This window comes from Streptococcus sp. NLN64, from assembly GCF_015831295.1.
Lineage (GTDB): Bacteria > Bacillota > Bacilli > Lactobacillales > Streptococcaceae > Streptococcus.
This window is the reverse complement of sequence record NZ_JADXDQ010000015.1, coordinates 13,155-36,101: the sequence shown is the minus strand read 5'-3', so window position 1 is coordinate 36,101 and position 22,947 is coordinate 13,155. Positions and strand designations below refer to the sequence as shown.

18 protein-coding genes and 1 riboswitch are annotated in these 22,947 nt (G+C 44.8%); of the genes, 5 read left to right on the top strand and 13 right to left on the bottom strand.

Annotated elements, in window-relative coordinates:
- Nucleotides 1-129 precede the first annotated feature (129 nt).
- Complete coding sequence (locus I2503_RS03765; RefSeq protein WP_196967067.1) at nt 130-1,524, bottom strand: Cof-type HAD-IIB family hydrolase; 1,395 nt, start codon at nt 1,522-1,524, stop codon at nt 130-132.
- 84 nt (nt 1,525-1,608) lie between these two features.
- Here I2503_RS03765 and I2503_RS03760 point away from each other — a divergent pair, with 84 nt between their 5' ends.
- Complete coding sequence (locus I2503_RS03760) at nt 1,609-2,580, top strand: asparaginase (RefSeq protein WP_282097724.1); 972 nt, start codon at nt 1,609-1,611, stop codon at nt 2,578-2,580.
- A gap of 104 nt (nt 2,581-2,684) precedes the next feature.
- Here I2503_RS03760 and recG read toward each other — a convergent pair whose 3' ends face one another.
- The 8 genes from recG to I2503_RS03720 all read right to left on the bottom strand — a co-directional run bounded on the left by recG (nt 2,685) and on the right by I2503_RS03720 (nt 13,526).
- Nucleotides 2,685-4,703, bottom strand: a complete 2,019-nt coding sequence (recG, locus tag I2503_RS03755) for an ATP-dependent DNA helicase RecG (RefSeq protein WP_196967065.1) — start codon at nt 4,701-4,703, stop codon at nt 2,685-2,687.
- A 7-nt stretch (nt 4,704-4,710) separates the two neighbouring features.
- The gene (gene alr, locus I2503_RS03750; protein WP_196967064.1) at nt 4,711-5,817 is read right to left on the bottom strand and encodes an alanine racemase; all 1,107 of its coding nucleotides are present in this window, start codon (nt 5,815-5,817) and stop codon (nt 4,711-4,713) included.
- Nucleotides 5,789-6,178, bottom strand: coding sequence for a holo-ACP synthase (acpS, locus tag I2503_RS03745; RefSeq protein WP_196091816.1), 390 nt, complete (start codon nt 6,176-6,178; stop codon nt 5,789-5,791). Before acpS ends, alr begins: the two co-directional genes overlap by 29 nt.
- 376 nt (nt 6,179-6,554) lie before the next feature.
- Complete coding sequence (gene secA / locus I2503_RS03740; protein WP_196967063.1) at nt 6,555-9,074, bottom strand: preprotein translocase subunit SecA; 2,520 nt, start codon at nt 9,072-9,074, stop codon at nt 6,555-6,557.
- A gap of 504 nt (nt 9,075-9,578) precedes the next feature.
- Nucleotides 9,579-10,109 carry a PTS glucose transporter subunit IIA gene (locus tag I2503_RS03735; protein WP_196091806.1) on the bottom strand — a complete coding sequence of 177 codons (531 nt, stop codon included), beginning with the start codon at nt 10,107-10,109 and terminating at the stop codon, nt 9,579-9,581.
- A 130-nt stretch (nt 10,110-10,239) separates the two neighbouring features.
- Nucleotides 10,240-10,653, bottom strand: a complete 414-nt coding sequence (locus I2503_RS03730; protein ID WP_196091807.1) for a peptide deformylase — start codon at nt 10,651-10,653, stop codon at nt 10,240-10,242.
- Nucleotide 10,654: 1 nt separating this feature from the next.
- Nucleotides 10,655-11,536: a fructokinase ScrK gene (scrK, locus tag I2503_RS03725; RefSeq protein WP_196091808.1), complete on the bottom strand. Its 882-nt coding sequence runs from the start codon at nt 11,534-11,536 to the stop codon at nt 10,655-10,657.
- 91 nt (nt 11,537-11,627) lie between these two features.
- Nucleotides 11,628-13,526, bottom strand: a complete 1,899-nt coding sequence (locus I2503_RS03720; protein ID WP_196967062.1) for a sucrose-specific PTS transporter subunit IIBC — start codon at nt 13,524-13,526, stop codon at nt 11,628-11,630.
- A gap of 182 nt (nt 13,527-13,708) precedes the next feature.
- Here I2503_RS03720 and I2503_RS03715 point away from each other — a divergent pair, with 182 nt between their 5' ends.
- The 4 genes from I2503_RS03715 (at nt 13,709) to I2503_RS03700 (ending at nt 17,527) form a co-directional block, all read left to right on the top strand.
- Nucleotides 13,709-15,157 (top strand): sucrose-6-phosphate hydrolase, encoded by a 1,449-nt coding sequence (locus I2503_RS03715; protein WP_196091810.1) that lies wholly within the window; start codon nt 13,709-13,711, stop codon nt 15,155-15,157.
- Complete coding sequence (locus tag I2503_RS03710; RefSeq protein ID WP_196967061.1) at nt 15,147-16,100, top strand: LacI family DNA-binding transcriptional regulator; 954 nt, start codon at nt 15,147-15,149, stop codon at nt 16,098-16,100. Before I2503_RS03715 ends, I2503_RS03710 begins: the two co-directional genes overlap by 11 nt.
- A gap of 226 nt (nt 16,101-16,326) precedes the next feature.
- Nucleotides 16,327-16,456: riboswitch (TPP riboswitch) on the top strand.
- A 55-nt stretch (nt 16,457-16,511) separates the two neighbouring features.
- Nucleotides 16,512-17,066: an energy-coupled thiamine transporter ThiT gene (gene thiT / locus I2503_RS03705; protein WP_196091812.1), complete on the top strand. Its 555-nt coding sequence runs from the start codon at nt 16,512-16,514 to the stop codon at nt 17,064-17,066.
- A gap of 11 nt (nt 17,067-17,077) precedes the next feature.
- A complete protein-coding gene (locus tag I2503_RS03700; RefSeq protein WP_196967060.1) occupies nt 17,078-17,527 on the top strand; it encodes an ASCH domain-containing protein in 450 nt (149 codons plus the stop codon).
- Nucleotides 17,528-18,512: 985 nt separating this feature from the next.
- Here the strand turns inward: I2503_RS03700 and I2503_RS03695 are convergent.
- The 4 genes from I2503_RS03695 to I2503_RS03680 form a co-directional block, all read right to left on the bottom strand.
- Nucleotides 18,513-18,809 carry a bacteriocin immunity protein gene (locus I2503_RS03695; protein WP_196967059.1) on the bottom strand — a complete coding sequence of 99 codons (297 nt, stop codon included), beginning with the start codon at nt 18,807-18,809 and terminating at the stop codon, nt 18,513-18,515.
- Nucleotides 18,810-19,037: a garvicin Q family class II bacteriocin gene (locus I2503_RS03690; RefSeq protein WP_196967058.1), complete on the bottom strand. Its 228-nt coding sequence runs from the start codon at nt 19,035-19,037 to the stop codon at nt 18,810-18,812.
- 379 nt (nt 19,038-19,416) lie between these two features.
- Complete coding sequence (locus I2503_RS03685; RefSeq protein WP_196967057.1) at nt 19,417-21,156, bottom strand: ABC transporter ATP-binding protein; 1,740 nt, start codon at nt 21,154-21,156, stop codon at nt 19,417-19,419.
- Nucleotides 21,149-22,906, bottom strand: a complete 1,758-nt coding sequence (locus I2503_RS03680; RefSeq protein ID WP_247644676.1) for an ABC transporter ATP-binding protein — start codon at nt 22,904-22,906, stop codon at nt 21,149-21,151. The genes I2503_RS03685 and I2503_RS03680 overlap by 8 nt, the downstream gene beginning before the upstream one ends.
- Between the last annotated feature and the right edge of the window lie 41 nt (nt 22,907-22,947).

Here is a 22,947-nt window from a genome sequence, read left to right as displayed (position 1 = left end):
TTTTAAAAAAGGTCACAAAAACCTTTATTTGGCGTGCACAAAAAGACCACATTTGAAAGTCTGATGTAATTATGAGCTTTCAAATGTGGTCTTATTCTAAATTCTAGGTCTTAACTTAATGACATTGCCTTAGTTGGCGTCTTTTTTGCTGTGGTGTTTGTGGTAAGCCTTTTTTTGGCGTTGCAATTCTTTTTTGATACCGGGCTCTGGGGCATAGTTTTCTTCCCAATCCTCTGGTTTCAAAATTTTATGGGTTTGGGGATCAAAGTGGGCTTTGCCGTCTGGAAAAATTTTTCCCATGTTCGCCTGGTGGACAAGGTCAAAAATTGGAGCTGGGTCTACTCCCATTAAGACAAAATGGCCATAGGTGAAATAGAGAAGGTCAACCAAAGCATCCGCTTGTTTGACTAAATCCACCTGTGGGCCTCCTTCTTTGGCTGTAACTTTTTCCTTGGCCTGGTCAAGGGCCTGATGGAGTTTGCTTACAGTCTCTTCAAACTCCTCGCTAGAGGAACTAGCAGCGTGGACAAATTCAACCAATTCTTCAATGGTAAAGGCAGCGCGGTGGCCAGCATCTTGGCAAGTCCAGGCTCTGGGAGCTTCTTGCGTTCGCTGATCCATCAGACCATGAAATTGTTTAACCTTATTGAAACTGGTATCTTGACTGACAAAAATGGGTTCGTTACCTAAAAATCCAAAGTAAGACAGAGCTTCATGGATACCATCTTCCGTGTTGGAACTGGTGGTGTGCTGGGCAACTTTTTTGATGCGGCTGGACCCATTTCCCATAGCAATAGACAAGCCAACCCCTGAAAGCATTTCAAAGTCATTGTCTGAGTCCCCAAAGGCCATGACTTGGTCTAGGTCAAAGCCAAACTCTTTTCCAAGAATTCGGATCCCTTCCAATTTGGACATGCCAGGACTAATGATATCTGATGCGTAAGGACTGGAGCGGGTAAATTTTAGATGGGGAAAGTGCTCAGCAACTTCCTTGCCCTCTTTGCTGGTGGCCAGCATTAGGATTTGGTAAATAGGTTCGCGAGCAATAGCTTCCAATTCCTTATAGTCTTGGGGAACAAACCGACTAACCACCTTATTAAAAGATTGACTGACCAAGCCCGACAATTTACCAGGAATAAAGCGATGCAGGCCTTGAGTCAAGGAAGACATACCGAAAGACATAATTCGTGAGCCCAACATCCCATCAGCTCGCCCCAGTGCAATCTCCTTACCATTCTCCTTAGCATAGGCCAAGACATCCACCACTTCTTTTTTGGATAAAGTCTGGGCATAAAGAAGACCATTAGGACTAAAGATATATTGGCCATTGTAGGTCACGGCAAAATCTAGATTCAATTCCTCCATAAATTCCTGAACAAAGAAGGGGCCTCTACCTGTCGCCAATCCCACCATGATTCCTTGTTTTTTAAGCGATGCAATCGCCTTTTTGGTTGACTTCAGCACCTGGCGGCTATCATTTACCAAGGTCCCATCAATGTCAAAAAATACCGCTTTTATATCCATTCTAGTCCTCTTATCTGCGCATTTACTTCTTTTTATTTTATCATAATCGTGGCTTCAGTATGATAAAATGAAAGAAAAAAAGAGATGAGGTTACTTATGAAACGAATCTTGGCCCTTCACACAGGGGGGACAATTTCCATGCAGGCGGATGAGCAAGGACGGGTTTCAACCAATGAAAAAAATCCCATGGTGCAGATTCAAGCGGGGCTGGAGAATGTGCAACTACTCTCGGTTGACTTGCTGAACCTCCCAAGTCCGCAAATGACACCTACCCATATGCTCCAACTTTTCAAAACGATCAAAGCCTATGCCCATCAAGTGGATGGGGTGGTGATTACACATGGAACAGACACTTTGGAAGAAACAGCCTACTTTCTAGATACCATGGATCTGCCACCAATTCCTGTAGTCATAACTGGGGCTATGCGTTCCTCTAATGAATTAGGAAGCGATGGTGTCTACAACTTCCAAGCCGCCATCCGCGTGGCAGCGGATGAGCAAGCGAGAGATAAGGGAGTTTTAGTCGTCATGAATGATGAAATCCACGCTGCTAAGTATGTAACCAAAACCCATACTACCAATGTCTCCACCTTCCAAACCCCAACCCATGGGCCTCTAGGCCTCATCATGAAGAAGGAAACCCTCTATTTCAAACAAGCTCAGGAACGGGTCCGCTTTGATTTAGAAGATATTCAAGGATTGGTTCCCATCCTTCCGGTCTACACTGGAATGGATGGGGAGTTATTAGCAATGATTGATCGTTCCCAACTGGATGGTCTCATTATCGAAGCCTTTGGGGCTGGAAACATTCCTCCGCTTGTAGCAGAAAAGCTGGAAGAACTCGTTCAAGCTGGTATTCCTGTCGCCCTGGTCTCCCGTTGTTTCAATGGGATTGCTGAACCCGTTTATGCCTATCCTGGTGGCGGGCAAGACCTTGCCAACAAGGGCATCTACTTTGTTAAGGAACTCAATGCACCCAAGGCCCGACTCAAACTCCTCATCGCCCTCAACGCAGGTCTAACTGGCGATTCCCTTAAAGCTTATATAGAAGGGTAACAAGGTCCTCCTTCACAATCACTTAAAGCCGAAGTTTTTTAACTCGGCTTTTTTGGCACAAAAGAATCGGCTAGACACGCACGCGCCTAGCACTCTACAGTATATTAATCCAAAAGTGATTTTTCTTCTAAATTCCACACAATTTCTTTCCATAAGGGATTGCTACGCCAATCCGGGTCTTGGACAATTTCCTGAGCTACCTTTCTAGCCTCTTCTAAAATAGGAAAATCCTCTAGAATATCCGCCACCTGAAATTCCGGTAATCCAGATTGCCGGGTCCCAAAAATCTCACCAGACCCTCGCATTTTCAGATCTTCCTCCGCCAAACGAAAACCATCAGTGGTCTCGGTCATAATTTTCATCCGTGATTTTCCGGTTTCTGTTTTGGGATTGGCAATCAGTACAGCGTAGGATTGGGTTGAACCCCGTCCGACACGCCCACGTAGCTGGTGGAGCTGACTGAGACCAAAACGGTCAGCATCAACGATAATCATGATGGAAGCATTGGGAACGTTGACCCCAACCTCAATAACGGTCGTCGAGACCAGAACTTTGAGTTGGCCGGCCTTAAAGCGGTCCATGACCTGATCTTTTTCAGCTGCCTTCATTCGTCCATGAAGTAAGCCAACCTCTATTCCTTGACCTAAGAAAGACTGCAATTCTGCCTGCAAATCCTGAGCATTTTTTAAATCCAGTGCTTCCGACTCCTCAATCAAAGGGGAAATCACATAAGCTTGTGCCGCTTTCTGCTGAACTTCCTCTTTTAACCAGGTGTAGACCTGCTCCTGTTGCTCATGCTTAACCCACCGCGTTACGATCGGTTTCCGGCCTGCTGGCAACTGGTCAATAATCGAGATATCTAAGTCTCCGTAAGCCGTGATAGCCAGGGTCCTTGGAATGGGCGTCGCCGTCATCATCAACACATCTGGACGCAGACCTTTTTCCCGTAAGGCGCGCCTCTGCTTCACCCCAAAGCGGTGTTGTTCGTCCACAATAATCAGCCCCAGTTTCTCATAGGTCACCCCATCCTGAATCAGCGCATGCGTTCCAATGACAAAAGCCGCCTCGCCAGAGGCAATTTGCTCCAAGACCTCCCGCCTGATCGATCCCGTCTGACTCCCCTTGAGCAAGACTTTGTGAACATCCGGGAAGAGCTGGTCCAAGCTCTCCAAATGTTGCTCAGCCAAGATTTCCGTTGGCACCATGAGTGCTGCTTGGAAACCTGCGGTAAAAGCGGCATACATGGCCAAGGCAGCCACAATCGTTTTTCCACTTCCCACATCCCCCTGTAGCAAGCGACTCATCTGACGGTCACTGGCCATGTCTGCCAAGATGTCCTGCAGGACCTTCTCCTGGGCTTGCGTGAGCGAAAAAGGAAGGTTGGCCTTAGCCTGGGCCAGGAGATCCGGTGAATAGGTTAGAACTTCCCCATCTCCCGGTTTGCCCTGTTCTCTTTTAAGTAACTGCAAAGGCAGTTGGAAATAGAGGAGTTCCTCAAACTTAATCCGCCGAAGGGCTTGTTTGTAAGCTGCTAAATCTGGTGGAAAATGCATATACTCCACTGCTGTAACGCGGTCTAACAGGCGGTAGCGTTCCCGTAATACTTGTGGCACATTCTCTTCCAGTAACTGATGAAGCCCCTCATCGATAACCTGTCGAATCAACTTTACCAGACTAGCCTGAGAAATCCCCTGGGCCACGTGATATACCGGCTGCAGATCCTGGTCAATTTGGGTCAAAAACTTCATACCCGTTAGACTATTTTTAGCCTGGTCCCACTTGCCATAAACCGCAACAGTCGCCCCCATCTGAATCTTATCCACCAAATAGGGTTGGTTAAAAAAGGTGACGCCAATCACAACCTGCTCTTGTTGAATGGATAAACGAACGCGGTTACGCTTATAGCCATAGTACTGAACACTGGCCGGACGGACAACGACACCCGACAAAACAGCCTTCTCACCATCTTCCAAATCAAAAACGGATTTATGTTTAAAATCTTCATAGCGGAAAGGGAAATACAAGAGCAGGTCTTGTAAGGTTTCAATCCCTAAACGAGCCCACTTCTCAGCCGATTTGGGACCCACTCCCGCTAATACGGTTAAGGGTTGATGCAAATTCATAACTCACCTATTTTCGATAAACACGAGGAATACGATCACTGAGCAAGCAAACAACTTCGTAATTAATGGTCCCCCTGTATTCAGCAACCTGGGTCACATCAATCCTCTCCTGACCACTGCTGCCAATCAAGGTTACTTTCGTTCCAATTGGATAAGCCTTGGGCAAGCGAATGGTTAACTGGTCCATGGAAACCCGACCGACAATCGGACAAAAAACACCATCAACCAGAACTTCAAAATCTTGCATATCACGCGTCCACCCATCCGCATAGCCTAAAGGGAGGGTCCCAATATACTCTTCCTCTTGGCTGACGTAAGTTTTCCCATAGCCCACTCCTTGCTGGGAAGCTATTTTCTTAACATGGACTAGTTCGGATTCCAGGGACAAGGCTGCTTTAATTTCAAAAGGAAGCTCCAAAGTACGCCCACTTGGATTCATACCGTAAATAATATTGCCCAAGCGAACCATGTTCAAAACGGTCTCGGGATGCCAAATGCTGGTTGCTGAATTGGAAGCGTGCACCAAGGCTGGGACCTCCTCCAACTCTTCCAAAAGGTTGATAAAGCGCTGTCCTTGTTCCTCAAAATAACTAGCATCTACCTCATCAGCAGTCGCAAAATGAGTGAAAAGCCCCTCTACTTCAACTCCCTGGGCTTGTAAAGCTCGCTGGGCTTGCTGGATTTCAGTTGCAGAACGGAAACCAATCCGTCCCATGCCAGAGTCAACCTTGAGGTGAACCCGCAAACCTTCTAAACTCTGCCCCATAGACAAGAGTTCCTGCACCCAGTCTAGGCTAGCCACCGTCAAGCAAATATCGTGCTCTTGTGCCAAAGAGACCGCCGCATAAGCTGTCACTCCCAAGACTAGGATCTCTTTGGTGATTCCACTTTCACGTAACTCTAAGGCTTCATCAATATTGGAGACCCCAAAAGCATCTACAATCCCTTGAATATAATGAGAAACCGCCACAGCACCATGACCGTAGGCGTTAGCCTTAACCACTGCCATTTTGAGAGTCTTGTCTGGCAATCGACTGGCAACCTGCCCAATATTATAGGCAATAGCCTCCAAAGAAATTACCGCCTTAGTCGGCCGATGCGGACTCGTTTTCATGACTAACCTCCTCTAAAATAACACTGGCTTGAACAAGAGTTTTAGTGTGACTAATGGAAACCCAGACCTTTCCCGCAAAGGGGGATTTGGAAAAGTAGGGCGCCCCGTCATCCGTATTTAAAATTTCTAAATCTTGAAACCCCAATAGACCTGCCCCAATACCTGTGCCCCAAGCCTTGGCAAAGGCCTCCTTGGCCGACCAGCGACCACCAACATATTCCAATTTCCGTTTGGGACTTAAGCCTTCAAAAACAACTTGCTCTGCTGGGGTTAAAACCTTGCCGACAAATCCTGGCTTTCGCTCCATAACACTCGCAATCGAAGACAAGTTCTCCACATCGATTCCATGTCCAATAATCATATTCTTAACCAATTCCAACATCGAAAGACTCGATTCACTTCAAACAAGGCTAGAAAAAACGACGGTGATTGTTTCCAAGAAACAGATGACCTTGTGGCTTTTGAGATAGGATGGTCAAAGAGTCAGGAATTGACTCTTTGAGTATCTGGATAAGAGAACATGAAATGTTCTCTCAATAAAAGCGAACATCTGATACCTCAAACAGCCATTTAGCTGTTTGACCAATCAACCACTGCGTCAAAGTGAATTCACTAACTAAAATAGGACCGTTGAGACTTTTGTCACAACCTTGACAACGTTCGTTTTTGAAATGGAAAGAGCATTCGCTAGAAAAAGGAGTGGAGCTTGACTGCCCACACTCCTCTACTTTTAATTCTTACAAACGACGACCATGACAGTTCTTGAATTTTTTACCGGAACCACATGGACAGAGGTCATTCCGACCAACCTTACTTAGATCGATATCACCTGGTAATTCCCTGCCTTCTGCTGCAATATTCCGAGTTGCTGTTGTAGTGATCTTATGCTCTGTACGAGGACGTTCCTGTTGATGAATTTGTGCTTTCATCATTAAGCGGGTCACATCGTACTCCAAGGAAGCAATCATGTCATTAAACATGCGGAAACCTTCAGCCTGATACTCAACAACAGGGTTATTTTGTGCATAACCACGTAGTCCAACCGCATTCCGCAACTGATCCAGGGCGTCGATATGATCGGTCCACTTGTTATCCACAACCCGTAAAATCAAGACTTTCTGGAATTCCTTAACTGCCGCTTCGTCTTGCAACTTGGAAACTTGATCATCATAGACATCCATGGCCAAGTCATACAAGTAATCCACCATCGCCGCATCATTAAGCCCTTCCAAATCTTCTTTCTCGATTTCATCTTCCGGCACAATACAGTAATGGGCAAAATTGTAAAGAGCTTCTAGGCGTTCTTCCTTGGAGGAACGGCTATGATTTTCCACTTGGCGTTGGATGGTCCGACGAATCATCGCGTGGATTTCAGGGGCTAAGTCTCGATCAGCAGAAATCACATCGTACCGTTCCCGGTAGATAATTTCTCGTTGCTCCCGCATCACGTCATCGTATTGCAAGACCTGTTTCCGAGTATCGTAGTTATTCCCTTCAACCCGCTTCTGAGCCGCCTCCACTTGACGCGTCAACATACCAGAACGAATTACGGACTCTTCTTCTGACAGATTCATCCGATCCAAGAGAGCCTTAATCCGCTCAGAACCAAAACGGCGCATCAAATCATCTTCAAGTGATAGGTAGAATTGAGATTCACCTGGATCTCCCTGACGACCGGCACGTCCACGAAGCTGGTTATCAATCCGCCGGCTTTCGTGGCGTTCCGTACCGATAACGCAGAGACCTCCATTTTCACGAACCCCTTCACCCAACTTGATATCGGTTCCCCGACCAGCCATGTTGGTCGCAATTGTAATCGCACCAGGCTGACCAGCATTCATGATGATCTGAGCTTCCTTGTAATGGTTCTTGGCATTCAAGACTTCGTGAGGAACTCCAGCTTCTACCAATTTTTGTGAAAGGTAATCACTGGTATCCACCGATACGGTACCCACAAGAACCGGTTGGCGCTTTTCATAACGCTCTTTAACTTCTTGAACGACAGCCTTGAATTTGGCTTCCAAGCTTGGATACAAGAGGTCTGGATGGTCAATCCGTTGTACAGGACGGTTAGTTGGAATTGGAATAATCCGAATGTTGTAGATTTCACGGAATTCTTCTTCCTCAGTTTTCCCGGTCCCGGTCATCCCAGATAGCTTTTTATACATCCGGAATAGATTTTGATAGGTAATCGAAGCCGATGTTTTACTTTCATCTTGAATCGGAACAGCTTCCTTGGCTTCAATGGCTTGGTGCAAGCCATCAGAGAAGCGTCGACCTTCCATGGTCCGACCGGTAAACTGGTCAACGATCAAAATTTCTTGTTCCGGACTCACGACATAATCGATATCCAAGGTCATGATGTAGTTGGCCCGAAGAGCGTTATCGATAAAGTGAGTCAAGGCCACGTGTTCGATATCATAGAGGTTATCCAACTTGAAGTAGGCTTCGGCCTTGTCGATTCCAGAATCTGAGAGTCCAATGGTCTTGGATGGGACATCAATGATATAGTCCTCCTCCTCCAAGGTTTTCACATAGCGGTCTGCCAAGTAATACAACTGGTTGGTTTCAGATGAGGTTGGTCCAGATACGATCAAAGGCGTCCGCGCCTCATCAATCAAGATAGAGTCAACCTCGTCAACAAGAGCATAATTCAAGCGGCGTTGGACCATGTCCTCTGGACGAGCCACCATGTTATCACGGAGATAATCGAAACCGATTTCCGCATTGGTAGAGTAGGTAATGTCACAGGCGTAGGCTTGACGTTTCTCCATTGGTGACTTGGAAGCCAAGTTAATCCCAACAGACAGACCCAACCAAGAATAAAGCTCCCCCATCTCAGTCGCATCCCGCTCACTCAAGTACTCATTCACTGTAACTACGTGAACTCCTTGGCCAGAAATAGCATTGAGATAAACCGGCATGGTCGCAGTCAGGGTCTTTCCCTCACCGGTACGCATTTCAGGCACGTCACCATGGTGAAGAACAATCCCCCCCATCACCTGTACCTTATAAGGGAAAAGTCCGAGGACCCGTTTAGCACCCTCACGTACAACCGCAAAAGCCTCATACAAGAGATCATCCAAGGATTCACCATCTGCATAGCGATCTTTAAATTCTTCGGTCTTTGCCTTCAGTTCCTCATCTGTTAAAGCAGCCATTTCCTCTTCATAAGAGAAAACACGGTCTGCCATCCGTTCAATTTTCCGAAGTTCCCCTCGGTCGTTTTCAATAATGGATTTTAATAAATTTGCCATTGTTTTCCTTACTTGTTCATTTTTTTCTACTGCCCTTCATTATATCACAATCTAGGCCATCTTGAAAATTTTACCCAAAAATGAAAAAAGGTTCGAACAAATGTCTCGACCTTCCTATTCTCATTAGTGAAATCACTTTGACGCAGTGGTTGATTGGTATTTTCGTTCGCTTTTATTGAGAGAACATTTCATGTTCTCTTATCCAGAAACTCAAAGAGTCAATTTCTGACTCTTTGACCTCCGAAAACTACCTAATCAACTTTGACATGAACTTCGTTCATTTCATCTATAAGCTCTAAAGGCATTCAACATGCCTTTAGACCGGAGGTGGGAGTGAAACGGTTTGAGGATAAACCGTTTCAGCTTACAACATGAAATAAAGACTTGTAACGAACGATTTTTACAATTAAAATCGTTCTGTCCCACTCTCTCTGGTTAAGGGGGCCACCCCCATTTTCATGAAAGTTTTCTAAAAAAATTGCTCCCTGTCTACAATCTTGCCTTTTATTCAGGCCGCTTCAAGGCAAATAGCGCATCTCCTTCTTCTGCAGTCTCTTGGGCCAAGCGGTCCATTTGTGAAAACTCTGCAGGGTTGGTCACAATAATCATGGTCGTTGCTTCCAAGCCGGCTTCCGCAATCACAAGGGGATCAAACTGAGCCAAAACATCTCCTGCTTCAACCTTTTGTCCCTGTTTCACCTTGGCATCAAAGCCTTCTCCCTCTAAGGAAACAGTATCAATCCCAATATGAACCAAGAGCTCTACACCTTGAGCAGTACGCAAACCATAAGCATGCCCCGTTTCAAAGGCAATCGTCACTTCTCCACTAACGGGTGCATAAGCTACATCGGTTACTGGCTTCACGGCATAACCGGTTCCCATTGCGCCACTTGCAAAAACGGGATCATTCACTTCTTCCAAAGGTAAAACTTCGCCTGCCACAGGACTCGCTACAATCATCTCCCCTTGTTCCTCAGCATCCTTATTTGAAAACAAGGAACCAATTCGTTTTTGAAACCACGATTTCTCAGCCATTTTTATCACCTCTGTAAACGTTTTATAACTTGATTTAATGGTATCATCTTTTAGCCAAATGTCAAGCTAGGAAGAGCTTTCTTCTCCTGGCAAAAAACTCACTCGCCACTTGTTTTAGCGAGTGAGTTTTTTAAATCAAAATCCCCTGAAAGTGGTCCCACTCATGTTGGAAAATCTGAGCGGGGAAACCTTCTAAATCCAGCTCCTGGGGCTGAAATTGTTGATCCAGATAAGAGATGCGGAGTTTCCGATGGCGTTTCGTTGGCCGGACTCCATCCAGAGACAAGCATCCTTCCTCCGTCTCATATGGTTCCGATTGACTAAGGATTTTAGGATTGAAGAGGACTAAATCCAGACCTGGAGCCATGCTGATAATCATAGCTTGTTTGGAATGGCCAATCATATTGGCGGCCAAGCCCACGCACCGATCTCGATTCGCGGCCAGAGCAATCCGTAATTGCTCTGCCAAGCCCAAATCCAGAGGAGTGACAGGAGCTGACGGCCGGCTAAGAAATACCTGATCCCGAATAATTTCAGGTGCCATCTTAGGATTCACTCACTTCCTTAGCCAAGACGAAATTACCCAAGGTCGCTGACCCATTGTCAGGCACAGCTGGGGTAACAATGTAATCGTTGAGATCCGGAACTGGAAGGTAACCATTCAACAATTTCTCGAACTGTTGGTGGACGCGTTTCAACATATGTTCTTGAGCCATAACCCCACCCCCAAAGACAATAACTTGTGGACGGAAGGTAACTGTAGCCTGAACAGCTGCCTGTGCAATATAGTAGGCTTGAATATCCCAGACATCTGAGTCCAAACCAATATTTTCTCCGCGAATACCGGTGCGAGCTTCTAGACTTGGGCCAGCTGCCATGCCTTCCAAGCAAGCACCATGGAAAGGGCAGACCCCTTCAAAACCAGCCTCGCGGTCTAAATCATGCACAGCAACCGGAACATGTCCCATTTCAGGATGCCCTTGTCCGCCAATAAATAAACCATCCTGGATAACACCCGCACCAATACCTGTACCAATGGTATAGTAAACCAAATGATTGACTTTATGGTTTCGGGCAACAATTTCACCAAAGGCAGAAGAGTTTACATCGGTGGTCACATAAACTGGAATCTCCAAAGCATCTTTAAACGGAGCCACCAAATCAACATTGGCCCAGTGAGGTTTAGGGGTTGTGGTGATATACCCATAGGTTTCCGAACTATGGGCAATATCCAGTGGCCCAAAGGAACCAATGGCTAGACCTGCCAAGTCAAATTTTGAGAAAAATTCAATGGCTTGGCCAATGGTTTCCTCAGGTGTCGTTGTCGGGAATTGAATTTTTTCCACGACTTCAAAATTACTGTCGCCGACAGCACAGACAAATTTCGTTCCGCCAGCTTCCAAACTAGCATAAAGTTTTTCAGACATGCGAGACCTCCTCGTTTTTTGTGTGATTTTTAGCTTTTTATAACATAGTTAAGGCCGAGACTGAACTGTCTCGGCCCTTTTATTTTAACACTTATTTAGCAGAAAGGCTAAGAACTTCTGAACCTTTTTGGACAGCTTGTCCAGCTTCTACTGGAGAAATTTGTCCGTATTCAGCAGTGTTGGTTACGATAAACATGGTTGTATCTTCAAGTCCTGCTTCAGCGATTGCTGCTGAATCAAAGGTACCCAAGACATCACCTGCTTTCACTTTGGCACCAGATTGAACTTTTTGTTCAAATCCTTTACCAGCCATAGAAACTGTATCGATCCCAACGTGGATCAAGAGTTCAGCACCCTTATCTGTTTTCAAACCATACGCATGTCCAGTTTCAAAAGCAACTGTAACCGTTGCATCTGCTGGAGCATAAACCACACCTTGGCTAGGTTTGATTGCAATACCGCTTCCCATTGCACCACTAGAGAAGACTGGGTCATTTACAGTTTCAAGAGCAACCGTTTCTCCTTCAACTGGAGTTGCTACGGCTTCGTCTTGCAAACCAACCATTTGCGCTGCTTCGACAGCCGCTTCAACTTCTTCGACCTCTTCTTCTTTTTCGTTATAACCGAAAGCATAAGTCAAACCGAATCCAAGACCAGTCGTTGCAAGAACCATGATGATGTATTGCAACAATTGACCGTTAAGGTAAAGGAGAGTTCCTGGGATAATGGTTACACCAAATCCTGTTCCGGCAAGGTTCATGATGGATGCCAACCAACCACCGGCTGCACCGGCAATCAATCCCATTACAAATGGTTTTCCAAAACGAAGGTTAACCCCGAAGATAGCTGGCTCTGTGATACCCAAGCTGGCAGAAAGTGCTGCTGGGAAGGCAAGAGCTTTGAGTTTTTTATCTTTTGTTTTAACACCAACCGCAAGAGTTGCACCCATTTGAGCGGTCATAGCAGCAGTAATGATGGCGTTAAATGGATCACGTCCAGTATTGGCAATCAATTGTGCTTCCAACAAGTTGAAGATGTGGTGAACCCCAGTTACCACAATCAATTGGTGAACGCCACCAAGAATCAATCCTGCGAGACCAAATGGCAAGGCAAGGATTGCAGTTGTTGCTGCAAGTACGATATTTTCAACAGAGTGGAAGATCGGTCCGATGACAAAAAGTCCAAGAACAGACATCACCAAGAAGGTAATGAATGGAACCAACAAGAGATCCAACACATCTGGAACCTTCTTATGCAACCACTTCTCTAATTTTGCACCAAGCAAACCAACAAAGAAGGCTGGAAGAACTGAGTTTTGGTAGCCAACGACTGGGATGAACCCAAAGAACATCAATGGTTCTGCATCACCAGAAGCAACAGCCCAAGCATTTGGAAGAGCTGGGCTAACCATCATCAAGCCCAAAACAATCCCGATAACTGGGTTACCACCGAATACACGGAAAGCAGACCAAGCAATCAAGGCTGGGAAGAAGATGAAGGCAGTATCTGTAAGAACTTGTGTCCACAAGTAGAAATCAGTGCTTGAGAAAGCTTCTGAGGTTGTTCCAAACAAACCTAGTACAGCATCGTTATTGATAGCTCCGCGGATCCCCATGAAGAGACCAGTCGCAACGATAGCTGGCAAGATTGGTACGAATACGTCTCCGAAAGTACGGATAGAACGTTGGAACCAGTTACCTTGTTTAGCAGCTTCAGCTTTCTGCTCACCAGTTGAGCTGGTTGGAAGTCCCAATGCTACGACTTCATCATAAATTTTATTAACGGTACCAGTACCAAAGATGATTTGGTATTGACCGGAGTTAAAGAAGGCTCCTTGAACCTTGTCCAAACTTTCAACAGTTTCCTTATCGATTTTGGACTCGTCTTTGACCATTACCCGTAGGCGGGTCGCACAGTGGGCAACGCTGTTCACGTTTTCCTGTCCACCAAGCGCTTCGATTACGGACTGGGCAATCTGCTTGTTATCCATGTGACAACTCCTTGTTTTGATTTTTTGAAAACGGTTTACACCGTTCTGACAATTGTTATTTTACCACATCTGGCAAATATGTCAATCGTTTTGCAGAAAAAATATTTTTGGCAGGGTAAACCCTTGATTTTTCTTAGGAAAACATTTACTATAAAATAGCAAAAAACTATGGAGGCGCTTTTATGAAATGGACTACAGAAAACCGTTATAAACGCTACGAAGACTGGACAGAAAAGGAACTTCAAGAACTCAAAGACCTCAACGCCCAGTCCCCTTGGCATAACCACTACCACGTTGAGCCAGCCACAGGGCTACTCAACGACCCCAATGGATTTTCTTATTTTGATGGCAAGTGGGTTCTCTTTTATCAGAACTTTCCCTTTGGCGCAGCTCACGGCCTAAAGCAATGGGTGCAACTGGAAAGTGACGACCTTGTAAACTTCAAAGAAACTGGACTAAAAGTCCTTCCCGATACCCCGCTTGACAGCCACGGCGCTTATTCCGGATCTGCCTTTCAGGTAGAGGACAAGCTCTTCTTATTTTATACAGGAAATGTACGCGACGAAAATTGGATTCGCCATCCTAAACAAATTGGTGCCTTCGTTCATAAAGATGGCACTTTGGAAAAAATCGATCAAGTGCTGATTGAACAACCGAGTGATGCGACCGATCACTTCCGTGACCCACAAATCTTCCAATATGGAGGGGAGTTCTATGCCATCGTGGGTGGTCAAGATTTGGAGAAAAAGGGCTTTGTCCGCCTCTACAAGGCTGAGGACAAGGACATCCGCAACTGGACTGAGGTGGGCGACTTAGATTTTGCCAACGACCGCACAGCTTATATGATGGAATGTCCCAACCTAGTCTTTATCGACCAACAACCGGTGCTTCTCTACTGCCCACAAGGCTTGGATAAAAACGTTTTTGACTACCAGAACATCTATCCAAACCTCTATAAAATCGGTCAATCGTTTGACAGTACCACAGCAAAAATGGTTGATGTTGGATCCCTCATGCAATTCGACTATGGATTTGAAACCTACGCTACTCAAGGATTCAATGCCCCAGATGGAACAGCCTATGCCATCTCTTGGATGGGCTTGCCAGACGTTAGCTACCCATCAGATGCCTTTGAACACCAAGGCTGCATGTCTCTCGTTAAAAAGCTAAGCCTCAAAGACGGTAAACTCTACCAAGAGCCAGTTGAAGCCATGAAGGAGCTTCGCCAAGCTCAAGAAGCTTGGGCGGATCGTGTTGACACTGACAACAGCTATGAGTTAGAACTCACTGTTCCCGCCGGGCAAGATGCCAACCTGGTACTCTTTGCGAATGCAGACAAAAAAGGACTTGACATTCAGATTGACCGTGAAGCTGGTCGTTTGACCGTCGATCGCTCCGGTTTGGCACATCGCTTCGATCTAGAACATGGGGAAAGTCGAGATTTGGAACTCCCAGAAGGAGACACAAAACTTCAACTCTTTATCGACCAATCAACCTTTGAAATCTTTATCAACGGTGGAGAATTTGTTCTATCCGGTCGGGCCTTCCCAGGTCAAGACCAAACAGGCTGCTATCTAACAAAAGGACAAGTAACTGGGCACTACTATCCACTCTCGTTCAATGGCCGTTAAACTAACAGATGTCGCCGAACATGCCGGCGTTAGCCCCACTACTGTCTCTCGTGTCATCAACCGCAAAGGTTACCTGTCACAGAAAACCATTGATAAGGTCACCAAAAGCATGCGGGAACTCGGCTATAAGCCCAATAATATGGCCCGCAGCCTGCAAGGAAAATCTGCCAAATTAGTCGGCCTGATTTTCCCCAAGCTAGGCCATGTATTCTATGCTGAGTTAATCGATGCCCTTGAAGCAGAGCTCTTCAAACACGGCTATAAAACCATCATCTGTAATAGTCAAGGAGAACCAGACAAGGAAAAGGAATACTTGGAAATGCTAGAAGCCAACCAAGTAGATGGCATTATTTCTTCCAGCCACAACTTAGGTATTAACGACTACGACCGTGTATCCGCCCCTATCGTCGCCTTTGACCGCAACCTCTCCCCAGACATCCCTGTCGTCGCATCTGACAACTATAGTGGCGGCGAAATCGCCGCCAACTACCTCCTCAAAACCGGAGCTAGTAACATTCTCATGTTGACAGGAAATGATGACTCCAATTCTCCCACCAGCCTCCGACACGCCGGCTTTGCCAGCGTGCTCCCTCAGGCACCCATTGTCAACCTTCCATCCCACTACAGCACCCAACGCAAGGAAATGGAAATTCGACAAATCCTCAGAGATCACCGACCAGATGGTATCTTCGCTTCGGATGACCTAACCGCAATCCAAGTCCAAAACATTGCCCAAAGCATGAACCTAGACTTAGAGGTCGTCGGTTATGATGGCACCCACTATGTTGAACACTACCACCCACAATTAACCACTATTAAACAGCCCATTTCTGAAATGGCTGAGTTGATGGTCGAGATTCTATTAAAACGGATCAAAGGACAGACACTTGATCACAGTGGCTATATTCTCCCTGTCAGCTTACTCGCGAGTCCTCGTAATTAGACTTAATCCTAGGTATTTACCTAGGATTTTTTGTAATACTCATTAAATTTCAAAATCTGACGTTGTCAAGCCTCTTCGGTGAACTTCAGTTCTACCACCATCGGCTTTCCTAGTCATTTTTTTGAAATTTTTCGAGTATTCCGATTTTTAAGTTTGTCCAGTATAACCTCTTTTCAAAAAGGAATAGATTCTTGAAGTAAAGCGCTTACTATGGTAAAATGAATTCAGAAAACATTTGGGGTGCTGAGGCTGAGATCTTCTTTCATGATTCATCCAACTAGATAAATCATAGAAAGAAGAGACCCATGGAACCTGACACAGTTAATACTGGCGTAGGGAAATGTTGCTAACCTTTTTGGAAAGCTTTCCATGACTTCATCACTCCTTCGCACTTGCTGAAAGGAGTTTTTTATGTCCAAAAATTTATCCGTCTTAACAGAAGCAGCAATCTTTGCTGCCCTGGCTATGGCCCTCTCCATGCTACCAGATTTTGCATCCTGGTTTACCCCTTCCTTTGGTACCATCCCCCTACTTCTATTTTCTCTTAGACGAGGATTGAAACCAGGCTTACTAGCTGGACTCAGCTGGGGACTCTTGCATTTTCTTCTTTCAAGGGTTTATTATCTAAGTCTTCCCCAAGTATTCATTGAATATGTTTTAGCCTTTCTCGTTATGGGACTGGCCGGTTTCTTTGCCCCTTCCTTTAAGGCCGCTCTTAAAAAAGGCCACAAGAGCCAGGCTATCAAAATAGCCACTCTAGCTGCTTTCACGGCTATTTTGGTTCGTTACCTCTTTCATTTTTGGGCAGGAATTCTATTCTGGTCTGATTATGCACCTGAAGGAATGTCCCCCATCATCTACTCACTCAGTGTAAATGGAACAGCTGGACTGCTAACCCTCGCTTTTAGCCTCCTCGTTATCCTTCCTCTTGTACACTTACAACCCCGGTTTTTCTTAACAGATTAGAAGGTTCACACATGACATCCGAGATTTCCGACTACTGGGCTGCTTTTTGTTCCAAGAAAAAGCTCCCTCCTCAAACCAAATTCCAAGCTTGGAGTTTTGGAGATAGTCCTAAACTAGCCGATGAGCTAGCTGATTTGGTTAAAATCGGAAAAAAGACGGCTACTACATCCGCGCTTAATCTCTATGGAAAGGACGACCCTTTACCTCAAATTGGGGAATACAATGTTATCCTTGATGGCTCCCAAGAACCCGTTTGCATCACCCAAACAAAGGAAGTCCTCCTCATTCCCTACAAGGAAATCACTCCCGACCAAGCCCGCATGGAAGGAGAAGGTGACCTAAGTTATGCCTACTGGAGAAAGGTTCACGATGCTTTCTTTAAGCCCAATTTCCAAGAAGCAGGCATAGAATTCCGGGATGATGCGATGATGGTTTTTGAAATCTTTGAACGTATAGATTAAATTTCTTTTTCCATTTTTCAACTTAGGCTTGTATACTCTTAAAACCCATCCAGACAACTCGTTCTGGATGGGTTTTAAGTTCTCATGAAATCTATTGGATAACATACTACTGGTGAAACTAGTTGAGCCGTTTCATATACTCTTTTAGTTTATCTTTTATTACTGTGTTAGCTCGTCTTGCCGTACTTCAGTACTGTCTACGACTCGCTGCCTTGTACTAAAAGCAAACTAAAAGACTATAATATCCACGTCTTATCTCCTTTCATCTTTCTTACTCCTCCCCCACTTTAGCTCCACTAAGATAAATCCCAGCCAGATAAAAATCATAATTAGATATCCTAAACGAAAACCATCCAGAAATTGAGCAAGGCTCCAAAGAAGTAGTAAGATATCCACAAATGAAACTTTTCTAAAAAGGTTCCGGTATTTCCTGTAGACAACTATTTCTATCACTAAAAACAATAATAAAAAGTATAAAGCCATAGCATAACTCCATTTTCAGACTTACAAGATAGGGGGCTTTTCTACTCCCTCCAACTATTTTCGGAGTGTCTCGAAAAGACGAAATCTATTTTCTCAGTTTTACTCGTCTTCAACTCCTTGTAAAAGTTTCCGAAGTGTTTCCTTTAATAGAGCTAAAAAACAAACTAAAGCCACCGTATTTATCCCCAATCCAAGAGGAGATTCAAGATATTTACGATTAACCCAGACACATGTTTTTTCATAAGCTCCTCACTTTCTTATAAGTGAACCTAAAATTGATCGTACAGTGATTTTTTAGGATCCACGGCACTTTACTAGTTTCATTTTACTACTTATCCACGGTTTTCAAACAACAAAGTCCCAAAATGTCATCCAAGCGTCCTGAATGGTAAAAATTTGAAAACATAAAGCATCGTGTATTTGATTGTATAAATAAGTTTCAGCCATTCATCACTGAAATTGCCATAAAAAGTCGGGAGCTGTTCCCGACTTTCACAAATCCTTAATGAAAAAAGTTTCCCAAGGAGGCCAGCCCCCTGGCTTTCTCCTCTTCCACCTTGGCAATAAAAGCAACTTTCTTATAGAACTCCGCCAAATCCGGGCTAAGTCCCTCCTCCCCAATCTTCCGGAGAGATAAAAGGCGAATTTCTTCAACCATGGTTAGAAAACGATCTTTCCATTTTCTATTAGAAACAATTAAGTCTTGCTTATAAGCGAACAGGATCTTCCGCTCGTCTGGTCGCAAGCTTGAACTCAATAAGAGATTGTAATAGTGCTCCAACAATTCTTCTTCCTTCATTTAAGGTCTACCTCCTGACCAATATCCACCAGCCATCGATGATACCCAACCATTTACGACCGTATCTTTGGTTGCTTCAAACGGCGACTTGGTTACAATATAGCCCCACTGTCCATTGGGATAGCGACAAGAATAGCCATTGGCACCTGCCATCACAAATTTACAGGTACCGGCTGTCCCTGCAAATAGGCTTTGCAATTCAGATAAAGAAAGTGAATCTGTTTTCATCTTTTATAGTCTTTTAGTTTACTTTTAGTACAAGGCAGCGAGTCGCAGACAGTACTGAAGTACGGCAAGACGAGCTAACACAGTAATAAAAGATAAACTAAAAGAGTATTCCTCCAATCTGCATTTGAGTATAGCACAGCCTTCTTCTTTTCAAACCCAAAAGTCCTAAAATGTCGTCAAAACATCCTGAATGGTAAAAAACTTGAAAACATAGACCATAAATATTATCAGCAAAAAATTTTGATATAGCATTCTCTTATTTAGCTGAGTTATAAAAAAACGTACCCCAATCGTTAAACCTTAGGGAAAACGTCTGGGGTACATCTTGCGTAACAGTTATACTAATTTGTTTCAAAGAAATCCTATCAACTAGGAATGATTATTGGAATTGACTGTTATAGAGAGCCGCATACTTGCCATCTTGGGCCATGAGTTGATCATGGTTTCCGACTTCTTTAATATCCCCTTGTTCCATGTAGAGAATCATATCTGCATCACGAATGGTGGAGAGGCGATGGGCAATGACGAAGCTCGTACGGCCTTTCATGAGCTGACTCATAGCTTCTTGGATTTTCAATTCGGTGTGGGTATCTACATTCGAAGTAGCTTCATCCAGAATCATGATTGCAGGGTCTGCAGCAATGGCCCTAGCGATCGTCAAAAGTTGGCGTTCTCCTTGAGAAACATTGACACCATTGTTTTCTAGTCTAAAATGGTAGGTCCCTGGGAGAGTTTTGATAAAGTCATGAACGTGTGCTAACCGTGCCGCATTCTTAGCCTCTTCTTCTGTCATGCCATCGCGACCATACATCAAGTTCTCCAGAATGGTTCCATCAAAGAGCCAAGTATCTTGTAGTACCATTGCAAAATTTTGCCGTAGTTGTTCACGAGTCATTTGCATAGTATCATGACCATCAATCAGAATGCGTCCACCTTTAATGTCGTAAAATCGCATCAGCAAGTTCACTAGGGTTGTTTTACCAGCACCCGTTGGTCCCACGATGGCCACTTTTTGCCCCGGTTGAACTTGGATGGAGACATCCTTCATGAGGAGTTTGTCCTCTGTGTATCCAAACTGAACATGTTCGAAAGTCACTTGCCCTTTGGCAGGACTTGGGAAGCTTGGATCTTCTGGGCTTGGATCCTCTGATTCCTCATTTAAAATTGCGAAGATCCGATCAATCGCTGCACTAGCTCCAGAGAAGACCCCTGTCATAGAGGCAATCGTTGAAAAGGGTTCCGCAAACCGTTGAGTATACTGCAACATGGTCTGGATATTTCCGACCGTAATGACACCATTAAGAGCAAAGAAAGCACCGATAGTTGCTGAGGCCACATAACCAAGATTGCTGACTACACGAATGATTGGTTGTACAGCACCCGTCGCAATCAGCGCCTTTTCAGCGGTTTCAGACAGCTCCTGGTTAATCTGAGCAAATTGAGCCTGGGATTGGTTCTGGTAGTTGAAGGCCTGGATTACCGTCTGACCATTGTAGGTTTCTTCGACAAATCCGTTGAATTGAGCAATGAGTTCTTGTTGTTTTTCATAACTCTGCTGCCCCACGCGCATCGACCCCATAGATGCAAGAACGGACAGAATAACCATCAATACCGCAATCAAGGTCATCCAAACATTGATACTGAGCATCATAACCAAGATTCCGATAGCCGTCACAACCTGCGTCAAAACATCAATCAAATTTTGACCAATGGCACTATTAAGCCTGTCCATATCATTAGTCAGGGTGGACAAAATCTCTCCATTGGTTCGACTATCATAAAATTGGAGCGGTAGACTCTGAATTTTAGCATTGACATCGTCGCGTAAAGTCTTAATAATAGATGCCGAAACGCGAGACAGGAAGAATCCCTGAAGAAAAATGAAGATTTCCGCAACGACATAGGTAAGAACGAGGATCACAAGGAGCCTTCCTATGCGGTCCCAATTAAACTGATAATCATTGGCTACCCCATTGAAAAGCTCTGTCGTTACATTCCCCAAGAAGGTCGGCGCCAAAACAGTGAAACTAGTTCCTAGAATAGCAAACAGGGCAATGAAGACCAAGCTCCATCGATGAGCTCGCAAATAAGGGAATAACTTCTTAAAAGAATTATGCATGGTCAAGCGCCTCCTTTCCTAACTGCAATTCTGCAATTTCTCGGTAAAGTGGAGTCGATTCAAGTAATTCCTGATGGGTCCCGATTCCCACAATCTCCCCCTTATCGATGACAATAATCTGATCCGCAGACATAATGGAAGAAATTCGTTGAGCAACGATCATAATATTGGCATCAGCCAAATCCGTTCGAAAACGGTGGCGAATAGCCTGGTCAGTCTTCATATCAAGAGCAGATAAACTATCATCAAATAGATACAGAGGAGCCTTCTTCATCAAGGCACGAGCAATGGCCATCCTTTGCCGCTGACCACCGGATAGATTGCTTCCACCTTGGCTAATGGAAGCATGGAAGCCACCTTCTTTGCCTTGAATAAACTCAGTCGCAGAAGCAATGTCCGTCGCCACTTGCCAATCTTCCTCCTGCCCATTCTCATTTCCAAAGTTGAGGTTGCTCGCGATATCCCCCGTGAAGAGAACATTTTTCTGTGGGACATATCCAATCAAGTCACGCAAGTCTTGGAGTTTGTAGTCTTTAATATTGATACCGTTAATTTTAATTTCCCCGTATCGAACATCATAGAGTCGAGGAATCAGTTTCAGAATTGAAGATTTCCCTGAAGCGGTTCTTCCGATAAAGGCCGTGATTTGTCCGGGTTTGGTCGTGAAATTCAGATGATGCAAAACAGGCTCTGCCGCATCATCGTAGCCAAACGTCACATTTTTAAATTCTACGGTGACTGTCTCAGCCTTTTCCATAAGCTTGTCTCCATCTCGAATAGAGGACTCTGTTCCTAACACTTCCGCCACACGGCGAATACAAGTCAGGGTCGTTGGGAGCATGGAGACAATAAAAAGGCCGATGAGGATTCCGAAGAGGATAATGGCCACATACTCCGTATTGGCCACGATGCTACCGACGCTAATTTCGCGATTGGCTAACAGAAAACTTCCTACAATTAGGATACCGGCATTGGTCAGACCAAAAACAAGGTTAATGAAGGGATTGAGGATGTTCATAATCCGTCCATTGGTAATGGCGGTATCCTTGTAATCTTGGTTAATGACGTCAAATTTAGACGTTTCAAAATCTTGTTTGTTGAAGGCACGAATGACGCGAACTCCTTCCAACATCTCTAAAAATCGTCGGTTCAGTTGATCCAAAAGCTCCCGCAAACGAGTTGAATAGCGAATAGACAACCAACCCAAGATGGAGGTCACGATGATCATCAGGGGAACCGAAACAACCAAGACCAAACTCAGCTGCCCACCAGTAGAAATGGAGAGAATCAGACCTGCAGCTAAGAGGAAGGGCCCCATCAAACCGAATTGAAGGGCCACGGTCGTAAACTCCTGTATATTAACGATATCCGCTGTACTCCGAGTCACGAGTGAGGCGGTGCCGAACTTGTCAAATTCCTTGGCAGAAAGATTTGAAATCTTGGTGAAAACCGCCTGTCGCAGATCACGAGCTAAGCGGGCCGCAATTTTTGAGGAAAAGAGATTCGCTACCAACATTGCTAAGAAACTAACAAATAATGAAATGACCATGATCAAGGCATAAGTGATAACAGCCTGCTGGCTATTTCCTCGAACACCATCTTCCAGGATCATCGACAACATAGTCGGCAGAACCATCTCACCAGCTGTACCAATCGCCATAAAAAGTAACAATCCCAACATCATCTTCGTCGAGATTTTCACGTGCGAGAAGAGGGTTTGCATGAGTTTTTGACCTATCCTTTCTATCAATATACTCTTTTAGTTTATCTTTTATTACTGTGTTAGCTCGT

Bases quoted from the DNA above. Each gene is read 5' to 3' on its own strand.
- I2503_RS03765 (WP_196967067.1), bottom strand. From the start codon at position 1,524: ATGGATATAAAAGCGGTATTTTTTGACATTGATGGGACCTTGGTAAAT.
- I2503_RS03760 (WP_282097724.1), top strand. From the start codon at position 1,609: ATGAGGTTACTTATGAAACGAATCTTGGCCCTTCACACAGGGGGGACA.
- recG (WP_196967065.1), bottom strand. From the start codon at position 4,703: ATGAATTTGCATCAACCCTTAACCGTATTAGCGGGAGTGGGTCCCAAA.
- alr (WP_196967064.1), bottom strand. From the start codon at position 5,817: ATGAAAACGAGTCCGCATCGGCCGACTAAGGCGGTAATTTCTTTGGAG.
- acpS (WP_196091816.1), bottom strand. From the start codon at position 6,178: ATGATTATTGGACATGGAATCGATGTGGAGAACTTGTCTTCGATTGCG.
- secA (WP_196967063.1), bottom strand. From the start codon at position 9,074: ATGGCAAATTTATTAAAATCCATTATTGAAAACGACCGAGGGGAACTT.
- I2503_RS03735 (WP_196091806.1), bottom strand. From the start codon at position 10,109: ATGGCTGAGAAATCGTGGTTTCAAAAACGAATTGGTTCCTTGTTTTCA.
- I2503_RS03730 (WP_196091807.1), bottom strand. From the start codon at position 10,653: ATGGCACCTGAAATTATTCGGGATCAGGTATTTCTTAGCCGGCCGTCA.
- scrK (WP_196091808.1), bottom strand. From the start codon at position 11,536: ATGTCTGAAAAACTTTATGCTAGTTTGGAAGCTGGCGGAACGAAATTT.
- I2503_RS03720 (WP_196967062.1), bottom strand. From the start codon at position 13,526: ATGGATAACAAGCAGATTGCCCAGTCCGTAATCGAAGCGCTTGGTGGA.
- I2503_RS03715 (WP_196091810.1), top strand. From the start codon at position 13,709: ATGAAATGGACTACAGAAAACCGTTATAAACGCTACGAAGACTGGACA.
- I2503_RS03710 (WP_196967061.1), top strand. From the start codon at position 15,147: ATGGCCGTTAAACTAACAGATGTCGCCGAACATGCCGGCGTTAGCCCC.
- thiT (WP_196091812.1), top strand. From the start codon at position 16,512: ATGTCCAAAAATTTATCCGTCTTAACAGAAGCAGCAATCTTTGCTGCC.
- I2503_RS03700 (WP_196967060.1), top strand. From the start codon at position 17,078: ATGACATCCGAGATTTCCGACTACTGGGCTGCTTTTTGTTCCAAGAAA.
- I2503_RS03695 (WP_196967059.1), bottom strand. From the start codon at position 18,809: ATGAAGGAAGAAGAATTGTTGGAGCACTATTACAATCTCTTATTGAGT.
- I2503_RS03690 (WP_196967058.1), bottom strand. From the start codon at position 19,037: ATGAAAACAGATTCACTTTCTTTATCTGAATTGCAAAGCCTATTTGCA.
- I2503_RS03685 (WP_196967057.1), bottom strand. From the start codon at position 21,156: ATGCATAATTCTTTTAAGAAGTTATTCCCTTATTTGCGAGCTCATCGA.